We start from the raw sequence: 18,688 nt of genomic DNA on the forward strand, positions 1-18,688 counted from the left end.
CGGGAGTACCGCGGTGGGGTGCCCCGCGGGAGGTCGTCCGGGCAGTGGGACGGAAAGGACGCTTGCGCGACATGGTGTGCTCCTGGATTCGTCGGCTGACAGGAATCCGGGCAGCACAGGACGCGCCGCCCGGCGGATGCCGGCGGCGCGGAGCACGCGCTGGGTGTGGTGTGCGTTCCGCGCCGCTAGCGGGCGGAACGCTGCCTGATCATGGCGTTCATATCGGGGCCGACCCTAGGAGCAGGGCCGGTCCGGGTGCCAGGTTTTTTCCGTCCGGGTGGCCGCCCCGGGGGCCGTCACCCGCCGACGACCCGGTGCTCCCAGGCCCAGGCCGCGATCTCCACGCGGTTGCGCAGCCCGAGCTTGGCCTGGATCGCGGCGACGTGGCCCTTGACCGTGCTGAGGGAGATGAACATCTCCGCGCCGATCTCCAGGTTGGTGCGCCCCCGCGCGATGGCGCGCGCCACCTCGGTCTCGCGGTCCGAGAGCGGCCGGGCGGACGGACTGCCGCCCGGCGTCCCGCGCCTGACGGCGACGCCGCCGTCCGCCGCGGTCAGGTGCCGCAGCAGCCGCACGGTGACCGACGGCGAGACCAGTGCGTCGCCGGCGTGCGCGGCCCGGACCGCCTCGACCAGGAGCGCGGGCCCGGCGTCCTTGAGGACGAACCCCACCGCACCGCCGCGCAGCGCACCGTAGACGTACTCGTCGACGTCGAACGTGGTGACCACGACCACCCGGAGCGGGTCGGCGACGTCCGGGCCGGCCAGGGTGCGGGTCACCTCGATGCCGTCCAGCAGCGGCATCCGGATGTCGACGAGGCAGACGTCCGGGCGCAGGTCGCGGGCCAGCGCGACGGCCGCGACGCCGTCGGCGGCCTCGGCCACCACCTCGATGTCCGGCTGGTCCTCGAGGATGAGCCGCAGGCCGCCGCGGACCATCGGCTGGTCGTCGGCGAGGAGCACCCGGATCGTCACGGCTCCTCCTGACCGGTCGCCCGGACCGGACGCGCCGGTCGTGGTCCGGTCGGCAGGGTGGCCACCACGGACCAGCCGCCGTCCGGGCGGGGGCCGGCCGCCAGCGTGCCGTCGAGCGCCTCGACACGCTCCCGCATGCCGACGAGCCCGTACCCCTGACCGGTCCCGGGTCGGTGCCCCCGGTCGGGGTCGGCGCGGCCCCGGGCAGGGGCGTCGTCGGACACCTCGACCCGGACGCCGTCCGCCACCCGCTCCACGGTGACGCTCACCGCACGGGCGTGCGGGGCGTGCCGGGTGACGTTCGTGAGCGACTCCTGCACCACCCGGTAGACGGTCGTGGTGACCTCGGGCGGCCAGCCCGTCGCGTCGTCGGGCAGTCGCAGGTCCACGCGTGGGCCGCGGGTCTCGAACCGGTCGACCAGCACGGTGAGCTCCTCGGGACCAGGTGCCACGGGTGACGCGTCGTCCGCGTCACGCAGCAGCCCGACGACGCGGCGCAGCGAGGTGAGGGCCTCCGCCCCGGCGGACTCGATGCCCGCGACGGCGTCGGCCACCGGCTGGGCCGGTGAGCCCGGCGGCGTGCCGCCCCGGGCGAGCAGGAGCTGTGCGGCCTGGGCCTGGACCACGATGCCGGTGATGTGGTGGGCGACGACGTCGTGCAGCTCGCGCGCCACGGCCAGCCGCTCGTCCCGGCGGACCCGGTCGACCGCCGCCTCCCGCCGGGCCACCAGCAGCCGGCCCAGCAGGCCCGCCGCGAGGGCGCAGAGCCAGGCCGCGGTGACCACCGTCGGCACCACCGACACGTCGGACGTGAACGGCGCCGCGGCGAGCCACGACCCCACCACGACGACGAGCCCACCGCCGGCCACCGTGGTCGCCTGCCCGGCCGGCAGCACGCGCACGGCCGAGGCGACCAGCACGGCCAGGGCGAACGCCGTCGCAGGCGAGGGTTCCCCGGGCAGCCCGGCGAGCCGTGCCACGACGACCGCCACGGCCGCCACGCCGAGCCCCGCCAGTGCGGTGCCGAAGCGGTGCCGGCGGCGCAGCAGGGCCAGGGCGCCCACCACGGTGCCGGTGCACAGACCGAGCAGCCAGGAGGAGCCGCCCCAGCTCGCGGCCAGCGCGGTGGCGGTGAGCAGGAGCGTGCCGGCCAGGACGAGCCCGAGCGCGACGTCGCCGGAGAGCTGGGCCGCGGCCGCGCCGCGTCCGGTGATGTGCACGTCGCTCAGGCTACGAGGGTCGACGGCGCGCGTCGCGCGTCCGCCTCGCCGGCCACCCGCAGCGGCGGGCGGCGCAGCCAGGTTGCCCATCGCCACGCCCACTCCAGGGGCCCGTACCGGAAGTGGCGCAGCCACAGCGCCGAGCACAGCCACTGCGCGGTGAGCACCGCCCCGGCGATGCCGAGCACCGTGGCCGAGGACCAGCGCCCCGGCTCCCCGTCGACGTGCGCCACCACGAGCACCAGCACGGTGGCGCTGAGGTAGTTGGTCAGCGCCATCCGGCCCAGGGGCGCGAACGCGGCCCGCAGCACCGGGCGCGCCGGGGTGCGCAGCAGCACCAGCACGAGGCAGACGTACACGCCGGCGACCAGCAGCCCGGCCACCGGGAAGGCGATGCGGAAGCCCGTGGTGTCGACCTCTCCCGTCCGTTCGAAGGACGCCTGCGCGGCGAGCACGGGCACGGCGGCGGCCGCCAGGAGCAGGGCCAGGAGCGCGGGCACGCGGGTGGAGTCCTCGATCCGCCGCGTGACGCCGTAGCGGGTCAGGGCCGAGCCCAGCAGGAACAGGCCGGGCACCAGGGCGTACTGCCCGCCGAGCAGCCCGATCGCCGCCACCAGGCAGACGGCGGCCAGACCCGCGACGGCCCATCGTGGCAGCCACGTCGACGGCAGCAGGACGAGCAGCCCCACCACCGCGTAGACGGTCAGGATGTCGCCCGGCCAGAGCAGGAGGAGGTGCGCGAGCCCGAGCGCGAGGAGCACGAGCAGCCGGCGCAGCAGCACGAGCCGCGGCCGGCCGGCCCGGGCGGCCGCGGACTCCACCAGGAGCGAGAAGCCGATGCCGAACAGCAGGGAGAAGATCGGGAAGAAGCGCTGGTCCACCAGCAGGTGCAGCCAGTCCGTGCCCCCGGACCCGGGTGCGCTCAGGGCGGAGGTCACCGGCGCCTCGGACGCGACCGTGGCGCTGATCGGGATCACGTTGGCGACGAGGATCCCGCACAGCGCCACGCCGCGGACGACGTCGAGCGCGACGAGGCGGGACCGGGCAGGGGGCGGTGCTGACGAGTCGAGAGGCATGTCCTCATGCTGGGGCGGCGCGTCGCCGGCCGGTACCGGCCGGAAGTACCGTTCCTCGCCCGGCGTCGTGCCCACGACGCGGTGCCCGTGCCCGTGCCCGTGCCCGTGCCCGTGCCCGTGCCTGTGTCCGTGTCCGGGCACCGCCGTCGCCGGACGGTAGACTGGTCGGTCGTGACCGTCCTGACCTCTGACGCCCGGCCGGTCGCGGCCGAGGCGGCCCGGCGCCGCAGCATCGCCGTCATCTCGCACCCCGACGCCGGTAAGTCGACCCTGACCGAGGCGCTGGCGCTGCACGCCCACGCCATCGAGGAGGCCGGGGCGGTGCACGGCAAGGGCAACCGTGCCGGCGTGGTGTCGGACTGGCTGGAGATGGAGCAGAAGCGCGGCATCTCGATCACGTCCGCGGCGCTCCAGTTCGCGTACGGCGACGTGGTGATCAACCTCCTGGACACGCCCGGCCACGCCGACTTCTCCGAGGACACCTACCGCGTCCTGACCGCCGTGGACGCCGCCGTCATGCTGCTCGACTCCGCCAAGGGCCTGGAGCCGCAGACGCTCAAGCTGTTCGAGGTCTGCCGTCGGCGCGGCGTGCCGGTCATCACGTTCGTCAACAAGTGGGACCGGCCCGGCCGCGAGGCGCTGGAGCTGTGCGACGAGCTGGAGGAGCGCATCAACCTGCGCCCCACGCCGCTGACCTGGCCGGTCGGCGAGGCCGGTCGGTTCCTCGGCCTGCTGGACCGGGCCTCCGGCGAGGTCCGCACGTACCGCCGGGCGCCGGGCGGCGCGTCGATCGCGGAGGAGAGCGTGCTCAGCCCGCAGGCCGCCGCCGAGACGCTGGGCGACGACCACACCGAGGCCGTCGAGAGCGTGCAGCTCCTCGACCCGGTGGACCGCGCCTCGTTCCTCGCCGGCACCACGTCGCCGATGCTGTTCGGCGCGGCGCTGGCCAACATCGGCGTGCGCCAGCTCCTGGACGCCGTGGTCGAGCTGGCGCCCGCACCCGGCGCACGGGCCGACGTCGACGGCGCGGCCCGTGCGGTGGACCAGCCGTTCAGCGGGTTCGTGTTCAAGATGCAGGCCGGCATGGACCCGAACCACCGTGACCACGTCGCGTTCATCCGCGTGTGCTCGGGGCGGTTCGAGCGCGGCATGGTCGTCACGCACGAGCGCACCGGACGGCCGTTCGCGACCAAGTACGCCCTGTCGGTGTTCGGCCGCGAGCGCTCGACGGTCGAGGACGCCTATCCGGGCGACGTGGTGGGCCTGGTCAACGCGAGCACGCTCGCCGTGGGCGACACGGTGTTCGACTCCGCGGGACCGAAGGTCGCCTTCCCGCCGATGCCGGTGTTCGCGCCCGAGCACTTCGCGGCCGCGCGCGTGGCCGACCCGGGCCGCTCCAAGCAGTTCCGCAAGGGCATCGCGCAGCTGGAGCAGGAGGGCGTGGTCCAGGTGCTCGTGTCCGAGGTGCGCGGTGACGGCAACCCGATCCTCGCCGCCGTGGGGCCGCTGCAGTTCGAGGTGGCGACCTTCCGCATGGAGCACGAGTTCTCGGCGCCGATCCGGATGGAGACGCTCGGGCTCTCGCTCGCCCGCGAGGTCGCGCCCGCCGACCTCGACACCGTGGCCGCCTACCCGGGCGTCGAGGTGGTGCGGCGCGGCGACGGCACGCCGCTGGTGCTGCTGCGCGACATCTGGCACGCGCGGGCGTTCGAGCGCGCGCACCCGGGCGTGCCGCTGATCCCGCTGGTCGCCAGCGGGGTCTGACGCTCCCGGGGTGGCCTTCGGGATCACGGAGACCGCAGGGGCTACGGTCTGGGCATGACGTCGCCCAGCTCGTCAGCGGCCGCTGAATCCGGACAGTCCGGCCCTGGAGGGTCCGAGCCCGGACAGGCCGGCTCTGCCGGGCCCGACTCCGGACGACCCGAGACGGACCAATCCGGACCGCCTCCTGGCGCCCCCGACTCGCCGCGTCCGCCACGGTGGCTGCCGCGCGCGCTGTTCATGGCCGTGGCCGCGGTGTTCCTCGGCATCTTCACGTGGAACGCCATGGGGGCCCTGGAGGGCCTCTTCGTCAACGTGCTGATCGCCGTCTTCATCGCGCTCGCCCTGGAGCCCGGCACGGTCTGGCTGGTGCGGCGCGGATGGCGCCGCGGTCTGGCGGCCGCGACCACGCTCATCGGGTCGCTCGTGGTCGTGATCGTGCTGCTGACGCTGTTCGGCAACCTGTTCGTGCAGCAGCTCGTCGCCCTGGCGCAGTCCGTGCCCCGCCTCTACACGGGCCTGCGGGCGTTCGTCTCCGACCGGTTCGACATCGTCGTCCCCGACTCCGACAACCTGCTGCGGCAGGCCCTGGACGAGTTCGGCGACGACGTCGCGTCCGGGGCGCTGCTCGTGGGCACCACGCTCGTCGGCGGGCTGCTGGCGACCCTGACCATCCTGCTCGTCGCGTACTACCTGCTGGCCGCGGGGCCGAGGTTCCGGGCCGCGGTCTGCGGGTGGCTGACGCCCGCGCGGCAGCAGGAGATGCTGCACCTGTGGGAGGTCACGCAGGGCAAGGTGTCCGACTACATCGGCTCCCGCGTGGTGCTGGCCGCCGTGTCCACGGTGGTCACGTTCGTCTTCCTCGCGATCCTGCAGACGCCGTACGCGGTGCCGCTCGCCGTCTTCGTGGGTGTGGTGTCGCAGTTCGTGCCGACCATCGGTGCCTATCTCGGTGGCGCGCTGCCCACGATGGTGGCGCTGACCGCGCAGGGGTGGCCGCAGGCGGTGGGCGTGCTCGCGTTCGTCATCGCCTACCAGCAGTTCGAGAACCTGTACCTGGCCCCGAAGGTGTCGGCGCGGGCGCTGGAGATGAACGCCGCGGTGAGCCTCCTGGTGGTGCTCGCGTTCGGCGCGGTCTTCGGGGTGCTCGGCGCGTTCCTGGCCCTGCCCGTGGCCGCGACGATCCAGGCGGTCGCGACCACGTACTTCCGGCGGCACGAGCTGGTGGAGTCGCACATGCTCCGGGACCCGGACTCGGTGAGCTGACCCCGGCTCCCGGGCCTACGGGTGGCTCGCCGTGACCTCGATGACCTCGTCGAGCCGGTCCAGGGCCGCCTGCAGGTCGTCGAGCTTGCGTTGGATGCGGTCACGCTCGGCGCGCAGCATGGCGCGCTGCTCGGCGTCGGTGTGCCCGGACTCCATGCACGGCAGCAGGTCCGCGATGTTCCGGCTGGTCAGGCCGGCGGCGTACATCTGCTGGAAGAAGCGCACGTACGTCACGCTGCTCGACCGGTAGAGACGCTGGCCGGACGGGCTGCGCTCCGGGGTGAGGAGGCCCTGCTGCTCGTAGTAGCGCACCGCGCGCACCGAGACACCTGCGCCGCGGGCGACCTCGCCGATGCGGATCAGCGGCTCGGCCGCAGTCTCTGTGACCGTCATGACACTCCTCGGTTCGATGCTTGACCCTGACGTCAACGTCAGGTTTTAGCGTACCCGGCATGGACATCGAGAACTCAGTAGCACTCGTCACCGGCGCCAACCGCGGGCTCGGCCGTGCCTTCGCCCAGCGCCTCCTCGACCGGGGTGCCCGCAAGGTCTACGCGACGGCCCGCCGTCCCGAGACGATCGATCTGCCCGGCGTGGAGGCGCTCGCCCTCGACGTCACCGACCCGGCAGCCGTGCGGGACGTCGCCCGGGCGGCGTCCGACGTCACCCTGCTCGTCAACAACGCGGGCATCACGACCGGCGCCGACCTGGTCACCGGCTCGCTCGACGCCGTACGTCACGAGCTGGAGACCAACCTGTTCGGCAGCCTCGCGACGATCCGGGAGCTCGCACCGGCGCTCGCGGCCAACGGCGGGGGAGCCATCGTCAACGTGCTGTCGGCCATGTCATGGTTCGGTGTCAAGGGAGCGAACGCGTACCACCTCTCCAAGGCCGCCGGGTGGGCCATGACGAACGGCGTGCGCCTGGAGCTCGCCGAGCAGGGCACCCTGGTGACGGCCGTGCACCTGGGCCTTGCCGACACCGACATGTCCGCGGGCTGGGCGGTCGACAAGATCTCGCCGACCGCCCTGGCCGACGCCGCACTTGACGGTGTCGAGGCCGGTTCCACCGAGGTGCTGGCCGACCAGTGGAGCCGGGACATCAAGTCCTGGGTCCAGCTCCTGCCGGAGGAACGGGACGCGCAGGTCGTCCGCGGCCTGGCGGCGATGACCGGCGCCTGAGAGGCCGGGCGGGCGGCGGGCCCGCGCGAGGAGTCCGGTGTCCCGGGAGTCCAGGACCAAGGTCCCGGGACACCGCGCCCGCCCGCTCGTAGCGTGGTGGGAGCGGGGCTCTCCCGGCACGGGACGCCCACGGCGCGGGAGGTACGGCCATGATGTGGAACTGGGGTGGGTACGGCTGGATCGCCGGCCTGATCATGATGGCGTCCATGGTGCTGTTCTGGGGCGCCGTCGTCGTGGGCCTGGTGTTCCTCGTGCGGGGCTCCGTGAACCAGCGTCCGCACGACGACCGGGCGGACGCCGAGCAGCTCCTCGCCGGACGCTTCGCGGGCGGGGAGATCGACGAGAACGAGTACCGGGCCCGGCTCGCGGTGCTGCGGTCGGCGCGGTACCAGCACTGAGGCGCCCTGCTCGTCGCGCGGCGTGCGCCGGTGCTGCGCCCGGTCGTCCGGGCTCAGACGGACGCCGGCTTGCGGGCCGCGAGACGTTCCACGGTCCCGCGGGAGAACCGGTCGTGCCGTTCGACCTCCAGCCCGGCGGCCTGCACGTGCACGAGCGGGCGCCGTCGGAAGTGCTCGTTCTCGGCGGGCACGGTGTAGAGCTCGGCCAGGGCCTGGAGCACGCGGATCGGCGCGGAGGTGCTCACCACGTGGTCGGCCAGCAGGAGCAGGCCGCCCGGCCGTAGCACACGCACCATCTCGTCGACGGCGCCGCGATCGTCGGGCACGGAGCACAGGCCGAACGTGCACACGACCGTGTCGAACGAGGCGTCGGCGAACTCCAGCCGCTGGGCGTCGCCCACCGACAGGTCCACGTCCCGGCCCAGCTCGTCCGCCCGCCGGCGCGCCAGCTCCAGCATGGCCGGGCTCAGGTCCATGCCCGCCAGGGTGGCGGAGGCGGGGTACAGCCCGAGGTTCAGCCCCGTCCCGACGGCGACCTCCAGAACCCGGCCCGTGGCCTGCCCGCACACCCAGGCCCGGGTGTCGCCGAGCAGCCGGTCGGCGCGGCTCATCCTCGCGTCGTAGCCCGCCGCCTGCCGGTCCCAGTGCCTGCGCAGCCGGTCCGGTCGCGATGCTCTCGCCATGGTGCCCCGATCACAGGTCGACGACGTGGATGCCGCCACCGTAACGGCGGACGACGGACGGCGCCGTCATCCCGGGGGCGCGCGGACACCGGACGGCGAGAGGCGGAGTCACGGGTGGCGCCCCGCGTGCTATACATCAGATGTTTCCGGCGAGGACGCCAGAGAGGAGCACCGGTGCCGCACGACGTCGTAGACGCGCACCATCACCTGTGGGTGCGGTCGCGCACCCCGCAGGACTGGATCGACCCCGGCACGATGGCGGCCATCGACGCCGACTTCACCCCAGCGGACCTGCCGGCGGCGGAGCATGGCATGAGTGCCACCGTCGTGGTCCAGTCCGCGAGCCGGTGGGCCGAGACCGACGAGCTGCTCGCCATCGCGGCCTCCGGCGAGGGACGTGCCGCGCGGATCGCGGGCGTGGTGGGCTGGGCCGACCTGTCCGACCCGGCGGTCGGCGACCGGGTCGCCGCGCTGCGCGCCGGGCCCGGCGGGGGCGCGCTCGTCGGTGTCCGCACGCAGGTGCAGGCCGAGCAGGATCCCGGCTACCTGGACCGCGACGACGTGCGCCGCGGCATCGCCGCGGTCTGCGGGCCCGGCACCGGCAGCCCCGGTCTCGTGTTCGACCTGGTGCTGCGCCAGGACCAGGTCGCGGCGGCCGCCCGGCTCGCGGACGCCCTGCCCGACGTCGCGTTCACGCTCGACCACCTCGGCAAGCCCCGGCTCGACCGCACCAGCGACCTCGTGGAGTGGAAGCGGGACCTGACGGCGCTCGCCGCCCGCCCGAACGTGACGGCCAAGGTGTCGGGCCTGGTCACGGAAGCCCGCTGGGACGACTGGCAGATCGGCGACCTGCGGCCCGCCGTCGACCACGCGCTGGAGACGTTCGGGCCGGATCGGCTCATGTTCGGCTCCGACTGGCCGGTGTGCCTGCTCGCCGGCGGTTACGACGCGTGGCTGGAGGCCGCCCGCGCCCTGCTCGGCGGGCTGGGCCCGCACGACGCCGAGGCCGTGTGGGGTGGCACGGCGCGTCGCGTCTACCGGCTGGGAGGTGGCCCCGCATGACCACGACCGAGGTGCGCGCCACCGGCGTGCGGCTGACAGGGCTGGGCCTGGGTGCCGCACCCGCGGGCAACCTCTACCAGGCCGTCACGGACGAGGAGGCGCACGCGACCTTCGAGGCGGCGTGGGACGCCGGCATCCGGTACTTCGACACCGCGCCGCACTACGGGCTCGGGCTGTCCGAACGCCGCCTCGGGGCCTACCTGCGCACCCGGCCCCGGGACGAGCTCGTCGTGTCCACCAAGGTGGGGCGCCTGCTCGTGCCGACGCCGGAGACCGCGGACCGCCGCGACCCCGACATGTTCGACGTGCCGGCCACCGCCCGCCGGGTGTGGGACTTCTCCCGCGACGGCGTGCTCCGGTCGCTCGAGTCGAGCCTGGAGCGCACGGGGCTGGACCGGATCGACGTCGTCTACCTGCACGACCCGGACGACCACTGGGAGCAGGCGGCGCACGAGGCGCTGCCCGCGCTCGCGGAGCTGCGGGACCAGGGCGTGATCGGCGCGATCGGTGCCGGGATGAACCAGTCGGCGATGCTCGCCCGGTTCGTGCGCGAGACCGACGTCGACGTCGTCATGTGCGCCGGGCGGTTCACGCTCCTGGAGCAGCCCGCGCTGACCGACCTGCTGCCCGCGGCCGTCGAGCGCGGCGTGGCCGTGGTGGCGGCCGCCGTCTACAACTCGGGCATCCTCGCGCGCGACGAGCCACCGGAGAGCGCGACCTACGACTACGGCCCCGCGTCCGCCGACCTGCTCGACCGTGCCCGGCGGATCGCCGCCGTCTGCGCGGAGCACGGCGTCACGCTGCCCCAGGCGGCGCTCGCCTACGTGCGCACCCACCCGGCGGTGGTCTCCGCCGTCGTCGGGCTGGCGACGCCCGAGCAGGCGCGGCAGACCGAGGAGCGCGCGTCCGCGCACGTGCCGGCCGGGTTGTGGCGGGCGCTCGCGGACGCCGGGCTCCTCGCCGAGGCGGCGGTGCCGCGCGCCTGGCCGTCCACCGGGAGGGACTGACGGGTCAGGCGTCCTCGTCGAGGTTCTCCGGCTTCGGGAGCCAGTCCTCGACGCCCAGGAGGTGGCTCGCCATCCGGATCCGGGCCGCCTCGGGATCACGCGCGGCGAGCGCGCGCCAGATGGCCTCGTGCTCGCCGTGCGTGCGCGCCGCGATGCCCTCGGCGTGCAGCACGCGCCACAGGCGTGCGCGCACCGTGCGGCCCGCGAACGACTCGACGAGCGCCTCCAGCACTGGGTTGCCGGAGTGCGCCGCGATCAGGCGGTGGAACGCGATGTCCACCTCGATGAACCGGTCGTGGTCCAGCTCGGCGCCGTCCGCCACCCCGGCCACCTGGTCCAGGACCGCCCGCGCCTCGGCGAGGGCCTCGTCGGTCATCCGGGTCGCGGCCAGGCCGGCGGCCTCCGTCTCCAGCAGGCGGCGCACGCTGTGGAAGGCGGGCAGGGCGTCGTCGTCCTGGAGGTCCAGGACGAGGGCCATGGGGGAGAGCAGGCGGCCCGGGTCGAGGCTGGTCACGTAGGTGCCGTCGCCCTGCCGCGTGTGCAGCACGCCGAGGATCGACAGCGCCCGCACCCCCTCCCGGAGGGAGCCGCGGGAGACCTGGAGCTCGTCGGCCAGGTCCTTCTCGACCGGCAGGCGGTCGCCGGGACGCAGCCTGCCGTCGAGGATCATCCTGCGGATGCCGTCGACGACCTCGTCAGTGCGGGACATGATCCGCAGTATCGCGTACCCAGTACGTCCCGTGCGGGAACCGGAACCGGTCCAGGGACTCCTCGTGCATCTGGGTGGAGTAGCCCGGCCGCGACGGCAGCACGTACGCGGTGCCCGCACCCCGGTCGGCGACGACGCACGGGTCGGTGAAGTGCTCGTGCAGGTGGTCCACGTACTCGGTCACGCGGCCGGTCAGGTCGCCGCCGATGGCCACGTAGTCCAGCACGGAGACGTGCTGCACCATCTCGCACAGCCCGACGCCGCCCGCGTGCGGGCACACCGGCACGCCGAACTTCGCCGCGAGCAGCAGCACGGCGACGATCTCGTTGATGCTGGCCAGCCGCCCGGTGTCGAGCTGGCAGTAGTCGATCGCCCCGGCCTGCATGAGCTGCTTGAACATCACCCGGTTGTGGCAGTGCTCGCCGGTGGCCACGCCGATGGGCGCGACGGCGCGGCGCACCGCGGCGTGCCCCAGGATGTCGTCGGGCGAGGTGGGCTCCTCGATCCACAGCGGGTCGAAGGGCGCCAGGGCCGTCATCCACTCGATGGCCTGCGGCACGTCCCACACCTGGTTGGCGTCGATCATAAGGTTGCGGTCGGGGCCCAGCACCTCGCGCGCGATGGTCAGCCGGCGCACGTCCTCGGCCAGGTTCGCGCCGACCTTGAGCTTGACGTGCTGGTACCCGGCGTCGACGGCCTCCTGGCACAGGCGGCGCAGCTTGTCGTCGCTGTAGCCGAGCCAGCCGGCCGACGTCGTGTACACGGGGTAGCCGGTGCGCTCCAGGTGGTCCAGGCGCTCCTGCCGGGTGCTCGCGCGCTCCCGCAGGATCGTCAGTGCCTCGTCACGGGTCAGGGCGTCCGAGAGGTAGCGCAGGTCGGCGACGTCGACCAGCTCCTCCGGCGTCATGTCCACGAGCAGGCGCCACAGCGGCTTGCCCGCGCGGCGCGCCACCAGGTCCCAGGCCGCGTTGAGCACCGCGGCCAGCGACAGGTGCACCACGCCCTTCTCCGGTCCGAGCCAGCGGAGCTGGCTGTCGGCGGTCAGGTCGCGGTAGACGGCGCCCATGTCCGCGGCGAGCGCGTCGACGTCCCGCCCCACGAGGCCCGCGGCCTGCTGCCGGGCCGCCTCAGCCACGATGTCGTTGCCCCGGCCGATGGTGAACGTCAGCCCGTACCCGCCCAGCGGGGCGCCGTCGGCGTCCCGGGCGTCGGTCTCCAGCACGACGTAGGCCGCCGAGTAGTCGGCGTCCTTGTTCATCGCGTCGGATCCGTCGGCCGTGGCCGACGTCGGGAACCTGACGTCCTCGACGCGGACTCCGGTGATCGTGGCCATGCCTGCCCCTTCGCAAACATCAGATGAAATGCCAGCAATCTACGGATCGCAGCGCGCAGGGTCAAGCCAGCGAAGGTGGAATGTGGGAATTGATTCGACCTATCGGGTGCGTCAGCGAGGAACACCGGGTTCGCGTGCGAGCCAGCCGAGCAGCCGCTCCGTGAACCACCCGGGGCGCTGGAGGGGCAGGCCGTGCCCGGCACCGGGCACGATCTCCAGCTCGGCGGAGGGGAGCGCCTGGTGCAGCGCCTGCATGCCCCGCACGAGCGCGCGCGGCTCCCGGTCGCCCGCCAGCAGCAGCGCCGGCCCGGGGTAGTCGGACCAGGCCGCGGGGATGCGGAACGCCCCGTTGGCCGAGAGCAGCGCCACCAGGTCCGCGGTGGACACGGACCGCACGGTGCGCAGGTAGTCGTCGAACAGGTCGTCCGGCACGAACATCGACCGGGCCTGCAGCCGCGCGAACCAGCGGTGCCCGCCGAGCGGCGCCGTGAGCCGGACCAGCCCGAGGCTCGGGCCGGTGAGCGGCATCGGCTCGGTGAGCGCGCTGACGACGACCACGCGCGACACGAGGCCGGGATGCCTCGCTGCCAGCGAGACCGCGAGCTGCGCGCCGAACGAGAACCCGACCACCGTGATCTCCCGACCGTCGGCGACCGGCCGCAGCAGGCCGGCGAGCGCGGCCACGGCGTCGTCCGCGGAGGTGAACGGGACGTCCGCGCCGTGGTCGTGACCCGGCAGGTCGGGCGTGATCACCAGGTACCGGTCGCGGAGAGCGGCGACCTGGTCGCGCCACATCCAGGCGCCCACGCCCCCGCCGTGCACGAGGAGGACGACGGGTGCGTCGTGCGGGCCCGTCCGGGTCGACCAGAGCGCCGTCACGTGCCGCCTCCGCGGGTTCGTCGGATGATTCCCGCGTCGAGCCTAGTGCAGCACGCGGGCCGGGCCGGTGCCGCTCAGACCAGCACCTCGCCGTCGCGGGCGACGACCCGGCCGGCCGCCACGACGAGCGCCCGGCGCGGGGCGCGGACCACGGCGTCGGGCACGTTCTCGGCGTCGACGAGCACGACGTCGGCGGGTGCGCCGGCGACGAGGTCGTGGGCGGTGCGGCCCACGAAGCGGGCGGCGTCCGACGAGGCGATCCGGGCCGCGGTGGTCAGGTCGGCGTCGTACCTGAAGCCCGACAGCCGCGCGAGCTGCGTGGTCAGCGCGAGCAGGTCGCCCGTGCCGTACGGCGACCACAGGTCACGGATCCCGTCCGTGCCCAGGCCGACGGCCACCCCGGCGGCGCGCAGCGCGTGCAGCGGCAGGGGCGCGGCGCCGATCGGGGCGACCGTGGTCATCGTGATCCCGGCCTCGCCCATCGCGGAGACCAGGTCGGCCTGGCATGCCGCGGCAAGCTGTCCGACGGCGAAGCCGTGCGCCACGTTGACCTTTCCCTGCAGGCCGGTGCGCAGGGTGCGGTCGATCATCAGCTCGATCTGGAACGCACCCAGCTCGCCCCCGTCGTGCAGGTGCACGTCGATGCCCACGCCGTGCCGTTCCGCGATCGCGAACAGGCCGTCGAGCTGGCCCACCGGGTCGCGGTCGATCGAGGCCGGGTCCAGGCCGCCGATGTGCTCGGCGCCCGCGGCCGCCGCCTCGTCGAGCAGGTCCAGCACGCCCGGGCGGCGCAGCACGCCGTCCTGCGGGAACGCGACGATCTCGGCGTGCACCGCGCCGCCCAGTGCCGCCACGGCCTCGCGCACCACCTCGATGCCGCGCAGGCCGACGCCCAGGTCGACGTCCACGTGCGTGCGGACGGCGGTGGTGCCCGTGCGGACCGACTCCCGCAGCACGGCGAGCGTCACGTCCACGCCGGGGATGCCGAGCTCGTCACGGTGCGCGCGCTCGTGCGCGATCCGGCCCTGCGTGCCCGGCTCGCCGCCGTAGCTCACCCACGGCTTGCCCCACCACGACTTGTCGACGTGCGCGTGCGCGTTGACGAGGCCGGGGAGGGCGAGCAGGCCGTGGCCGTCGACGACGTGCGCGGGGTCGGTGCCCGCCTCGGGGGCGCCGGCCGGGTCGTGCGGGACGACGGCGGTGATCACGCCGTCGGCGACGTGCAGGTCGGACCGGGCGCCGCCCCAGGGGCGGACGTCGCGCAGGATGGTGACGGGGGAGGTGCTCATGGGGTTCCTTCCGAGGTCGATGGCGAGGTTGAGGTCGAGGTCGAGGGCGGTGGCGATGGCGATGTTGATGGCGCGGGCAGCGTGACCGGGACGATCGCCTGCGGGCGTCCCGGGACCTCGACCTCGTACGACTCGTGGGTACCGTCGAGGGCGGCCGCGAGCGGCAGCACGGTCAGCCCGTCCCAGGCGCCGTCCTGGGTGTAGCCGCCGGCCAGCACGCCGGAGGCAGCGTCGCCGTCCTGCCAGACGGCCACCGTCTCGTGGCGGCGGTCCGTGCGCAGCACGACCGAGCGGCCGTCGGGGGCGACGACCTCGATGCTCGCGCCGCTCGCCGCGTTGCCGAACGGTCCGTTCCCGGCGATGACGAGCGTGCCGTCGTCGGCGCGGGCCACGCCGTGCTGGTGGGTGTCCGCCTGGAGGGCGGTGGTCGTGACCCGGCCCGAGGCGGGGTCGACGCGGGCCAGCGCCCGGCCCTGGTACGGCAGGAGCAGGTCGCCGTCCGGGGTGAGCGCCGCGTAGTGGGGCTTCTCGAACGACGCGAGCCCGCCCTCGGTGCCGAACGGCGCCACCTCGACCGAGCGCGTCGCGGACGTCGCGGTGTCCACCACGGTGACGGTGAACCCGTCGTGGTCGATCGTGTAGACCTCGCTGCCGTCGTCGCTGATCAGCACGTCGAACGGCCGTCGTCCCACCGGCGTCGAGCGCTCGACCGTGCCGCTGTCCACGTCGATCGTCTCCAGGAACGCCGCGTCCCCGGTGCTGACGGCGACGTACACGGTCTTGCCGTCGGCGGAGACCGCCAGGCCGAGCCCGCCCGGACGGTACTCGCCCCAGCCACGCGGTCGGGACGATGCCGGTAGGCGAGCAGGTGGGTCCGTTCGTGCGTCGCGAGGTCGACGACGGCGACACCCTCCGCCGTCGACACGAACGCGCGCCCGGACCCGGGGTGCACCGCGACGTCCCACGGCGCGGCGCCGACGGTGATCTCGTCGACGACGGCGGAACCGTCCCGGTCGCGCGGGTCGACGAGGGCGATCGAGTCGCCGTCGGCCTGGGTGGCCAGCAGGAGGTGCTGCTCGGGGGTGGGCGTCGTGGCGTCGGTGGCGGATGCGGGCTCGCAGGGGGTGCCGGCGGAGTCGGAGGTCTTGTCCTGGGCGTCGGTCGAGGGGGCGGCGTCCGTGGTGGCGGTCGGGGGGCCGGGCATGGTGTCGGGCATGGTGTCGCAGCGGGGTGTGGCCTGCTGGGTTCCGGGCCCGTCGACAGGGGTGTTCGCCGGGTCGGCGCCGGGGGAGGTCGTGGCGCACCCCGCCAGGAGGGCGCCGGCCAGTGCCCACGCCGTGACCATCGCGTGGCGGGTGGACCGCCGGGCTGCTCGGGGGTGCGCGGCCCGCGGCCCGGTGGTTCGGGCACGCACCGGAGGTGTGGCACGGCGGGTGGGGGTGGCGGGCATCCCAAAATGGTATCCCATTTGCTTGCCTTGCTGAACGGGCGGCCGGTGGTAGGCGTGGCGCCCCGGGTGGGTGGCCGGTGGCGGGTGTGGCGCCTCGGTCGCCCCGGGTGGGTGGCGGTGGCGGGCGCGGTGCCTCGGTCGCTGGTGACCGGACGCGGCGGTGGCGTCCGGCACCGGTACGGCGGTGCGCGGGTGGCAGGATGGCGGGCATGAGCGGGGGAGGAGTGGCGGCCGGGGCGGGGGAGTTCGAGCCCGAGTCGGTGCGGGTCGCGCAGGTGGTCCGGGAGCAGATCGTCGACGGGACGCGCGCGCCCGGCAGTCGGCTCGTCGAGCGTGACCTCGCCGCCGAGCTGGGTGTGAGCCGGATCCCCGTGCGGGACGCCCTGCGTGCGCTCGCCGCGGAGGGACTCGTGACGCCGCGTCCGCGGAGCTGGGCGGTGGTGCGGGAGTTCAGCGACGCCGACGTCGCGCACCTGCAGGAGGTGCGTGAGGCCACCGACCCGCTGCACTTCCGGCTGGCCGCCCTGCGGCGCACGCCCGAGCAGCTCGCCGCGCTGACCGAGGCCTGGCAGCGGGAGTCTGCCGCGGCCGGCCGGGGGGACGCCGTGGCGGCCCGGCGTGCCGGGGCGGACTTCCACGAGGCGGTGGTGCGCGCCGCGGGCAACCCGGTGCTCGCCGAGCTGCACGCCGTCACCGCGAGCCGGGTGCGGTGGCTGCTGGCCCAGCACACCGACCTCACGCGCATGGCGGACGAGCACCGGGCGCTCCTGGACGCCGTCCGCGACGGCGACGCCGAGGCGGCTGCCCGGCTCGCCGGAGAGCACCTGCGCACGAGCCGCGCGGAGGCGGCCGGGCGGGGTGGGTGAGCGGGGTGGCTGGGCGGGCTGGCTGGGCGGGCTGGTGAGCGGAGTGGCTGGGTGGCGCGGGTGAGCGGCGTGGGAACGCGGGGCGGCGGCCCGGTGGCCCGTGTCCGCCTCGGGATTGCTCGATCGGTGCGTGTACGGCCGCCGAGTCGGCCGGATCGGCGCGTGGCGTCGCAAAGTCACGCTCTACCCAGTCATCAGGCCCAGAACTAGCGTGGATTTTGGGCTTGATGACTGGGTAGAGCGTGACTTTCGGGCCTGACCCCGCCCGCGTCGTCCCCGCCCGCGTCGTCCCCGCTCGGCCCGCGCCGACCCGGTTCCGGTCCGCATCGACCCGGTCCGCATCGACCCGGTCCGCGTCGTCCCCGCCCCGCCCGACCCGGCCCGGTCCCGCCCGGCCCCGACCCGCCCGACCCGACTCGGTCCCGGTCCGCACCGACCCCGCGCGCCCCGGGCCGGCCCGGCGCGAGCCCGGTCCGCACCGGCTCAGAGTGTTCGCGGCGTGCTCTCCCGGACCACCAGCGCGTGCGGGGCCGTGACCTCGACCGCCGGCGTGTCCGGGTCCTCGATGCGAGCGGCGATCCGCCCCACCGCCTGCCGGGCGATGAACGGTGTGTCGAGCGAGACCGTGGACAGGCTCGGATGTGTGTACTTGCCCTCCTCGATGTCGTCGATGCCGATCACGGCGACGTCGTCGGGCACGCTGCGGCCGGCGTCGAACACGGCGCGCATCGCGCCCATGGCGAGCAGGTCGGAGTAGCAGAAGATGGCGTCGGGCGGTTCGGGGAGGGTGAGCAGCGCGGTGGCGGCGTCGTACCCGTCGGCCCGGCGGTAGTGCGCCGCGGGGCGCAGCAGCGCGCGGTCCGGTGCGATACCGGCCTCGGCCAGCGCCCGTTCGTAGCCCAGCGTGCGCTGCCGCGGGGTGGTGTAGTCCTCGTCCGGCTGGACGCCGATCGCGGCGATGCGGGTGCGGCCGGTCGCGATCAGGTGGGCCGTCGCGTCGTGGGCTGCCTGCACGTTGTCGATGGCCACGTGGTCGTAGCGACCGTCGAAGTCGTGCTCCCCCAGCAGTACGAGGGGCATCGACCGGCTGGGTTCCATCTGGGCCAGCTCGCCGGGTGTGACCAGGGGGCTGAACAGGACGCCGTCGAACAGCATGGTGCGGTCGGCGCCCGTGAGCAGCTCGCGCTCGCGCTCGTGGTCGTGACCCGTCTGGTCCACCATGACGCGGTAGCCCAGCGCCGCGGCGGCATCGATCACCTCGCGGGCGAGCTCCGCGAAGTAGGGGACGTCGATCTCGGGGACCACGAGCGCCAGCACGCCGGTGCGGCCCGTGCGCAGGGTGCGGGCTACCGGGTTGGGCCGGTAGTCCAGTTCCTCGATGGCGGCCTGCACGCGCTGCCGGGTGCGTTCGCTCACGTGCGTGTACCCGGCGACGACGTTCGACACCGTCCGCACCGAGACCTGGGCTTTCTCTGCCACGTCGCGCAGTGTGATCGGCACCGCGGTCCCCTTTCGTCCTGGTGGTCCAAGGATA

The 18,688-nt window shown here is 74.5% G+C and carries 19 protein-coding genes; 7 read left to right on the top strand and 12 right to left on the bottom strand.

The features are described from left to right. Positions 1-296 precede the first annotated feature (296 nt). The 3 genes from ACIBBF_RS00910 to ACIBBF_RS00920 are packed head-to-tail and all read right to left on the bottom strand — an operon-like array spanning position 297 to position 3,270. Entirely contained in the window at positions 297-974 is a 678-nt protein-coding gene (locus ACIBBF_RS00910; protein ID WP_397409526.1) for a response regulator, read from the bottom strand. After that, positions 971-2,194: a sensor histidine kinase gene (locus ACIBBF_RS00915; RefSeq protein ID WP_397409528.1), complete on the bottom strand. Its 1,224-nt coding sequence runs from the start codon at positions 2,192-2,194 to the stop codon at positions 971-973. The genes ACIBBF_RS00910 and ACIBBF_RS00915 overlap by 4 nt, the downstream gene beginning before the upstream one ends. Positions 2,195-2,199: 5 nt before the next feature. Further along, positions 2,200-3,270 (bottom strand): DUF418 domain-containing protein, encoded by a 1,071-nt coding sequence (locus ACIBBF_RS00920; RefSeq protein ID WP_397409530.1) that lies wholly within the window; start codon positions 3,268-3,270, stop codon positions 2,200-2,202. A gap of 171 nt (positions 3,271-3,441) precedes the next feature. Here ACIBBF_RS00920 and ACIBBF_RS00925 point away from each other — a divergent pair, with 171 nt between their 5' ends. Both ACIBBF_RS00925 and ACIBBF_RS00930 read left to right on the top strand, forming a co-directional pair. Further along, positions 3,442-5,034, top strand: coding sequence for a peptide chain release factor 3 (locus ACIBBF_RS00925; RefSeq protein WP_397409532.1), 1,593 nt, complete (start codon positions 3,442-3,444; stop codon positions 5,032-5,034). Positions 5,035-5,271: 237 nt separating this feature from the next. Then, positions 5,272-6,297, top strand: a complete 1,026-nt coding sequence (locus ACIBBF_RS00930; protein ID WP_397409534.1) for an AI-2E family transporter — start codon at positions 5,272-5,274, stop codon at positions 6,295-6,297. Positions 6,298-6,312: 15 nt separating this feature from the next. Here the strand turns inward: ACIBBF_RS00930 and ACIBBF_RS00935 are convergent, their stop codons facing one another. Further along, positions 6,313-6,690 (bottom strand): MerR family DNA-binding transcriptional regulator, encoded by a 378-nt coding sequence (locus ACIBBF_RS00935; RefSeq protein WP_397409536.1) that lies wholly within the window; start codon positions 6,688-6,690, stop codon positions 6,313-6,315. 59 nt (positions 6,691-6,749) lie between these two features. Here ACIBBF_RS00935 and ACIBBF_RS00940 point away from each other — a divergent pair, with 59 nt between their 5' ends. Continuing rightward, a complete protein-coding gene (locus ACIBBF_RS00940) occupies positions 6,750-7,478 on the top strand; it encodes an SDR family oxidoreductase (RefSeq protein WP_397409538.1) in 729 nt (242 codons plus the stop codon). Between the two features lie 149 nt (positions 7,479-7,627). Next, on the top strand, positions 7,628-7,876 hold the full coding sequence (locus ACIBBF_RS00945; protein WP_397409540.1) for an SHOCT domain-containing protein: 249 nt from the start codon (positions 7,628-7,630) through the stop codon (positions 7,874-7,876). Between the two features lie 53 nt (positions 7,877-7,929). Here ACIBBF_RS00945 and ACIBBF_RS00950 read toward each other — a convergent pair whose 3' ends face one another. Next, a complete protein-coding gene (locus ACIBBF_RS00950; protein ID WP_397409542.1) occupies positions 7,930-8,559 on the bottom strand; it encodes a class I SAM-dependent methyltransferase in 630 nt (209 codons plus the stop codon). A gap of 174 nt (positions 8,560-8,733) precedes the next feature. Between ACIBBF_RS00950 and ACIBBF_RS00955 the strand changes: the two genes are divergently transcribed. Further along, complete coding sequence (locus ACIBBF_RS00955; RefSeq protein WP_397409544.1) at positions 8,734-9,621, top strand: amidohydrolase family protein; 888 nt, start codon at positions 8,734-8,736, stop codon at positions 9,619-9,621. Continuing rightward, positions 9,618-10,628: an aldo/keto reductase gene (locus ACIBBF_RS00960; RefSeq protein WP_397409546.1), complete on the top strand. Its 1,011-nt coding sequence runs from the start codon at positions 9,618-9,620 to the stop codon at positions 10,626-10,628. The genes ACIBBF_RS00955 and ACIBBF_RS00960 overlap by 4 nt, the downstream gene beginning before the upstream one ends. 4 nt (positions 10,629-10,632) lie before the next feature. On the opposite strand, the gene ACIBBF_RS00965 is transcribed toward ACIBBF_RS00960, so the two are convergent. From ACIBBF_RS00965 to ACIBBF_RS00990, 6 genes are all read right to left on the bottom strand, one after another. Beyond that, a complete protein-coding gene (locus ACIBBF_RS00965; RefSeq protein ID WP_397409547.1) occupies positions 10,633-11,337 on the bottom strand; it encodes a FadR/GntR family transcriptional regulator in 705 nt (234 codons plus the stop codon). After that, positions 11,324-12,670, bottom strand: a complete 1,347-nt coding sequence (locus ACIBBF_RS00970; protein ID WP_397409549.1) for an enolase C-terminal domain-like protein — start codon at positions 12,668-12,670, stop codon at positions 11,324-11,326. The genes ACIBBF_RS00965 and ACIBBF_RS00970 overlap by 14 nt, the downstream gene beginning before the upstream one ends. Before the next feature lie 111 nt (positions 12,671-12,781). Continuing rightward, positions 12,782-13,549, bottom strand: a complete 768-nt coding sequence (locus tag ACIBBF_RS00975; RefSeq protein ID WP_397409551.1) for an alpha/beta fold hydrolase — start codon at positions 13,547-13,549, stop codon at positions 12,782-12,784. 74 nt (positions 13,550-13,623) lie between these two features. Then, positions 13,624-14,838, bottom strand: coding sequence for an amidohydrolase (locus ACIBBF_RS00980; protein ID WP_397409553.1), 1,215 nt, complete (start codon positions 14,836-14,838; stop codon positions 13,624-13,626). After that, positions 14,835-15,563 (bottom strand): hypothetical protein, encoded by a 729-nt coding sequence (locus tag ACIBBF_RS00985; RefSeq protein WP_397409554.1) that lies wholly within the window; start codon positions 15,561-15,563, stop codon positions 14,835-14,837. Before ACIBBF_RS00985 ends, ACIBBF_RS00980 begins: the two co-directional genes overlap by 4 nt. Continuing rightward, positions 15,503-16,288 carry a hypothetical protein gene (locus tag ACIBBF_RS00990; RefSeq protein ID WP_397409555.1) on the bottom strand — a complete coding sequence of 262 codons (786 nt, stop codon included), beginning with the start codon at positions 16,286-16,288 and terminating at the stop codon, positions 15,503-15,505. Before ACIBBF_RS00990 ends, ACIBBF_RS00985 begins: the two co-directional genes overlap by 61 nt. Positions 16,289-16,497: 209 nt before the next feature. On the opposite strand from ACIBBF_RS00990, the gene ACIBBF_RS00995 reads away from it, so the two are divergent. Further along, positions 16,498-17,154 (top strand): GntR family transcriptional regulator, encoded by a 657-nt coding sequence (locus ACIBBF_RS00995; protein WP_397409557.1) that lies wholly within the window; start codon positions 16,498-16,500, stop codon positions 17,152-17,154. Positions 17,155-17,637: 483 nt separating this feature from the next. Here ACIBBF_RS00995 and ACIBBF_RS01000 read toward each other — a convergent pair whose 3' ends face one another. Beyond that, positions 17,638-18,633: a LacI family DNA-binding transcriptional regulator gene (locus ACIBBF_RS01000; RefSeq protein WP_397409559.1), complete on the bottom strand. Its 996-nt coding sequence runs from the start codon at positions 18,631-18,633 to the stop codon at positions 17,638-17,640. Between the last annotated feature and the right edge of the window lie 55 nt (positions 18,634-18,688).

The organism is Promicromonospora sp. NPDC050880, assembly GCF_044456525.1.
Taxonomy (GTDB): Bacteria; Actinomycetota; Actinomycetes; order Actinomycetales; family Cellulomonadaceae; genus Promicromonospora.

Bases quoted from the DNA above. Each gene is read 5' to 3' on its own strand.
- ACIBBF_RS00920 (WP_397409530.1), bottom strand. From the start codon at position 3,270: ATGCCTCTCGACTCGTCAGCACCGCCCCCTGCCCGGTCCCGCCTCGTC.
- ACIBBF_RS00930 (WP_397409534.1), top strand. From the start codon at position 5,272: ATGGCCGTGGCCGCGGTGTTCCTCGGCATCTTCACGTGGAACGCCATG.
- ACIBBF_RS00935 (WP_397409536.1), bottom strand. From the start codon at position 6,690: ATGACGGTCACAGAGACTGCGGCCGAGCCGCTGATCCGCATCGGCGAG.
- ACIBBF_RS00940 (WP_397409538.1), top strand. From the start codon at position 6,750: ATGGACATCGAGAACTCAGTAGCACTCGTCACCGGCGCCAACCGCGGG.
- ACIBBF_RS00945 (WP_397409540.1), top strand. From the start codon at position 7,628: ATGATGTGGAACTGGGGTGGGTACGGCTGGATCGCCGGCCTGATCATG.
- ACIBBF_RS00950 (WP_397409542.1), bottom strand. From the start codon at position 8,559: ATGGCGAGAGCATCGCGACCGGACCGGCTGCGCAGGCACTGGGACCGG.
- ACIBBF_RS00960 (WP_397409546.1), top strand. From the start codon at position 9,618: ATGACCACGACCGAGGTGCGCGCCACCGGCGTGCGGCTGACAGGGCTG.
- ACIBBF_RS00965 (WP_397409547.1), bottom strand. From the start codon at position 11,337: ATGTCCCGCACTGACGAGGTCGTCGACGGCATCCGCAGGATGATCCTC.
- ACIBBF_RS00970 (WP_397409549.1), bottom strand. From the start codon at position 12,670: ATGGCCACGATCACCGGAGTCCGCGTCGAGGACGTCAGGTTCCCGACG.
- ACIBBF_RS00980 (WP_397409553.1), bottom strand. From the start codon at position 14,838: ATGAGCACCTCCCCCGTCACCATCCTGCGCGACGTCCGCCCCTGGGGC.
- ACIBBF_RS00990 (WP_397409555.1), bottom strand. From the start codon at position 16,288: ATGCCCGCCACCCCCACCCGCCGTGCCACACCTCCGGTGCGTGCCCGA.
- ACIBBF_RS00995 (WP_397409557.1), top strand. From the start codon at position 16,498: ATGAGCGGGGGAGGAGTGGCGGCCGGGGCGGGGGAGTTCGAGCCCGAG.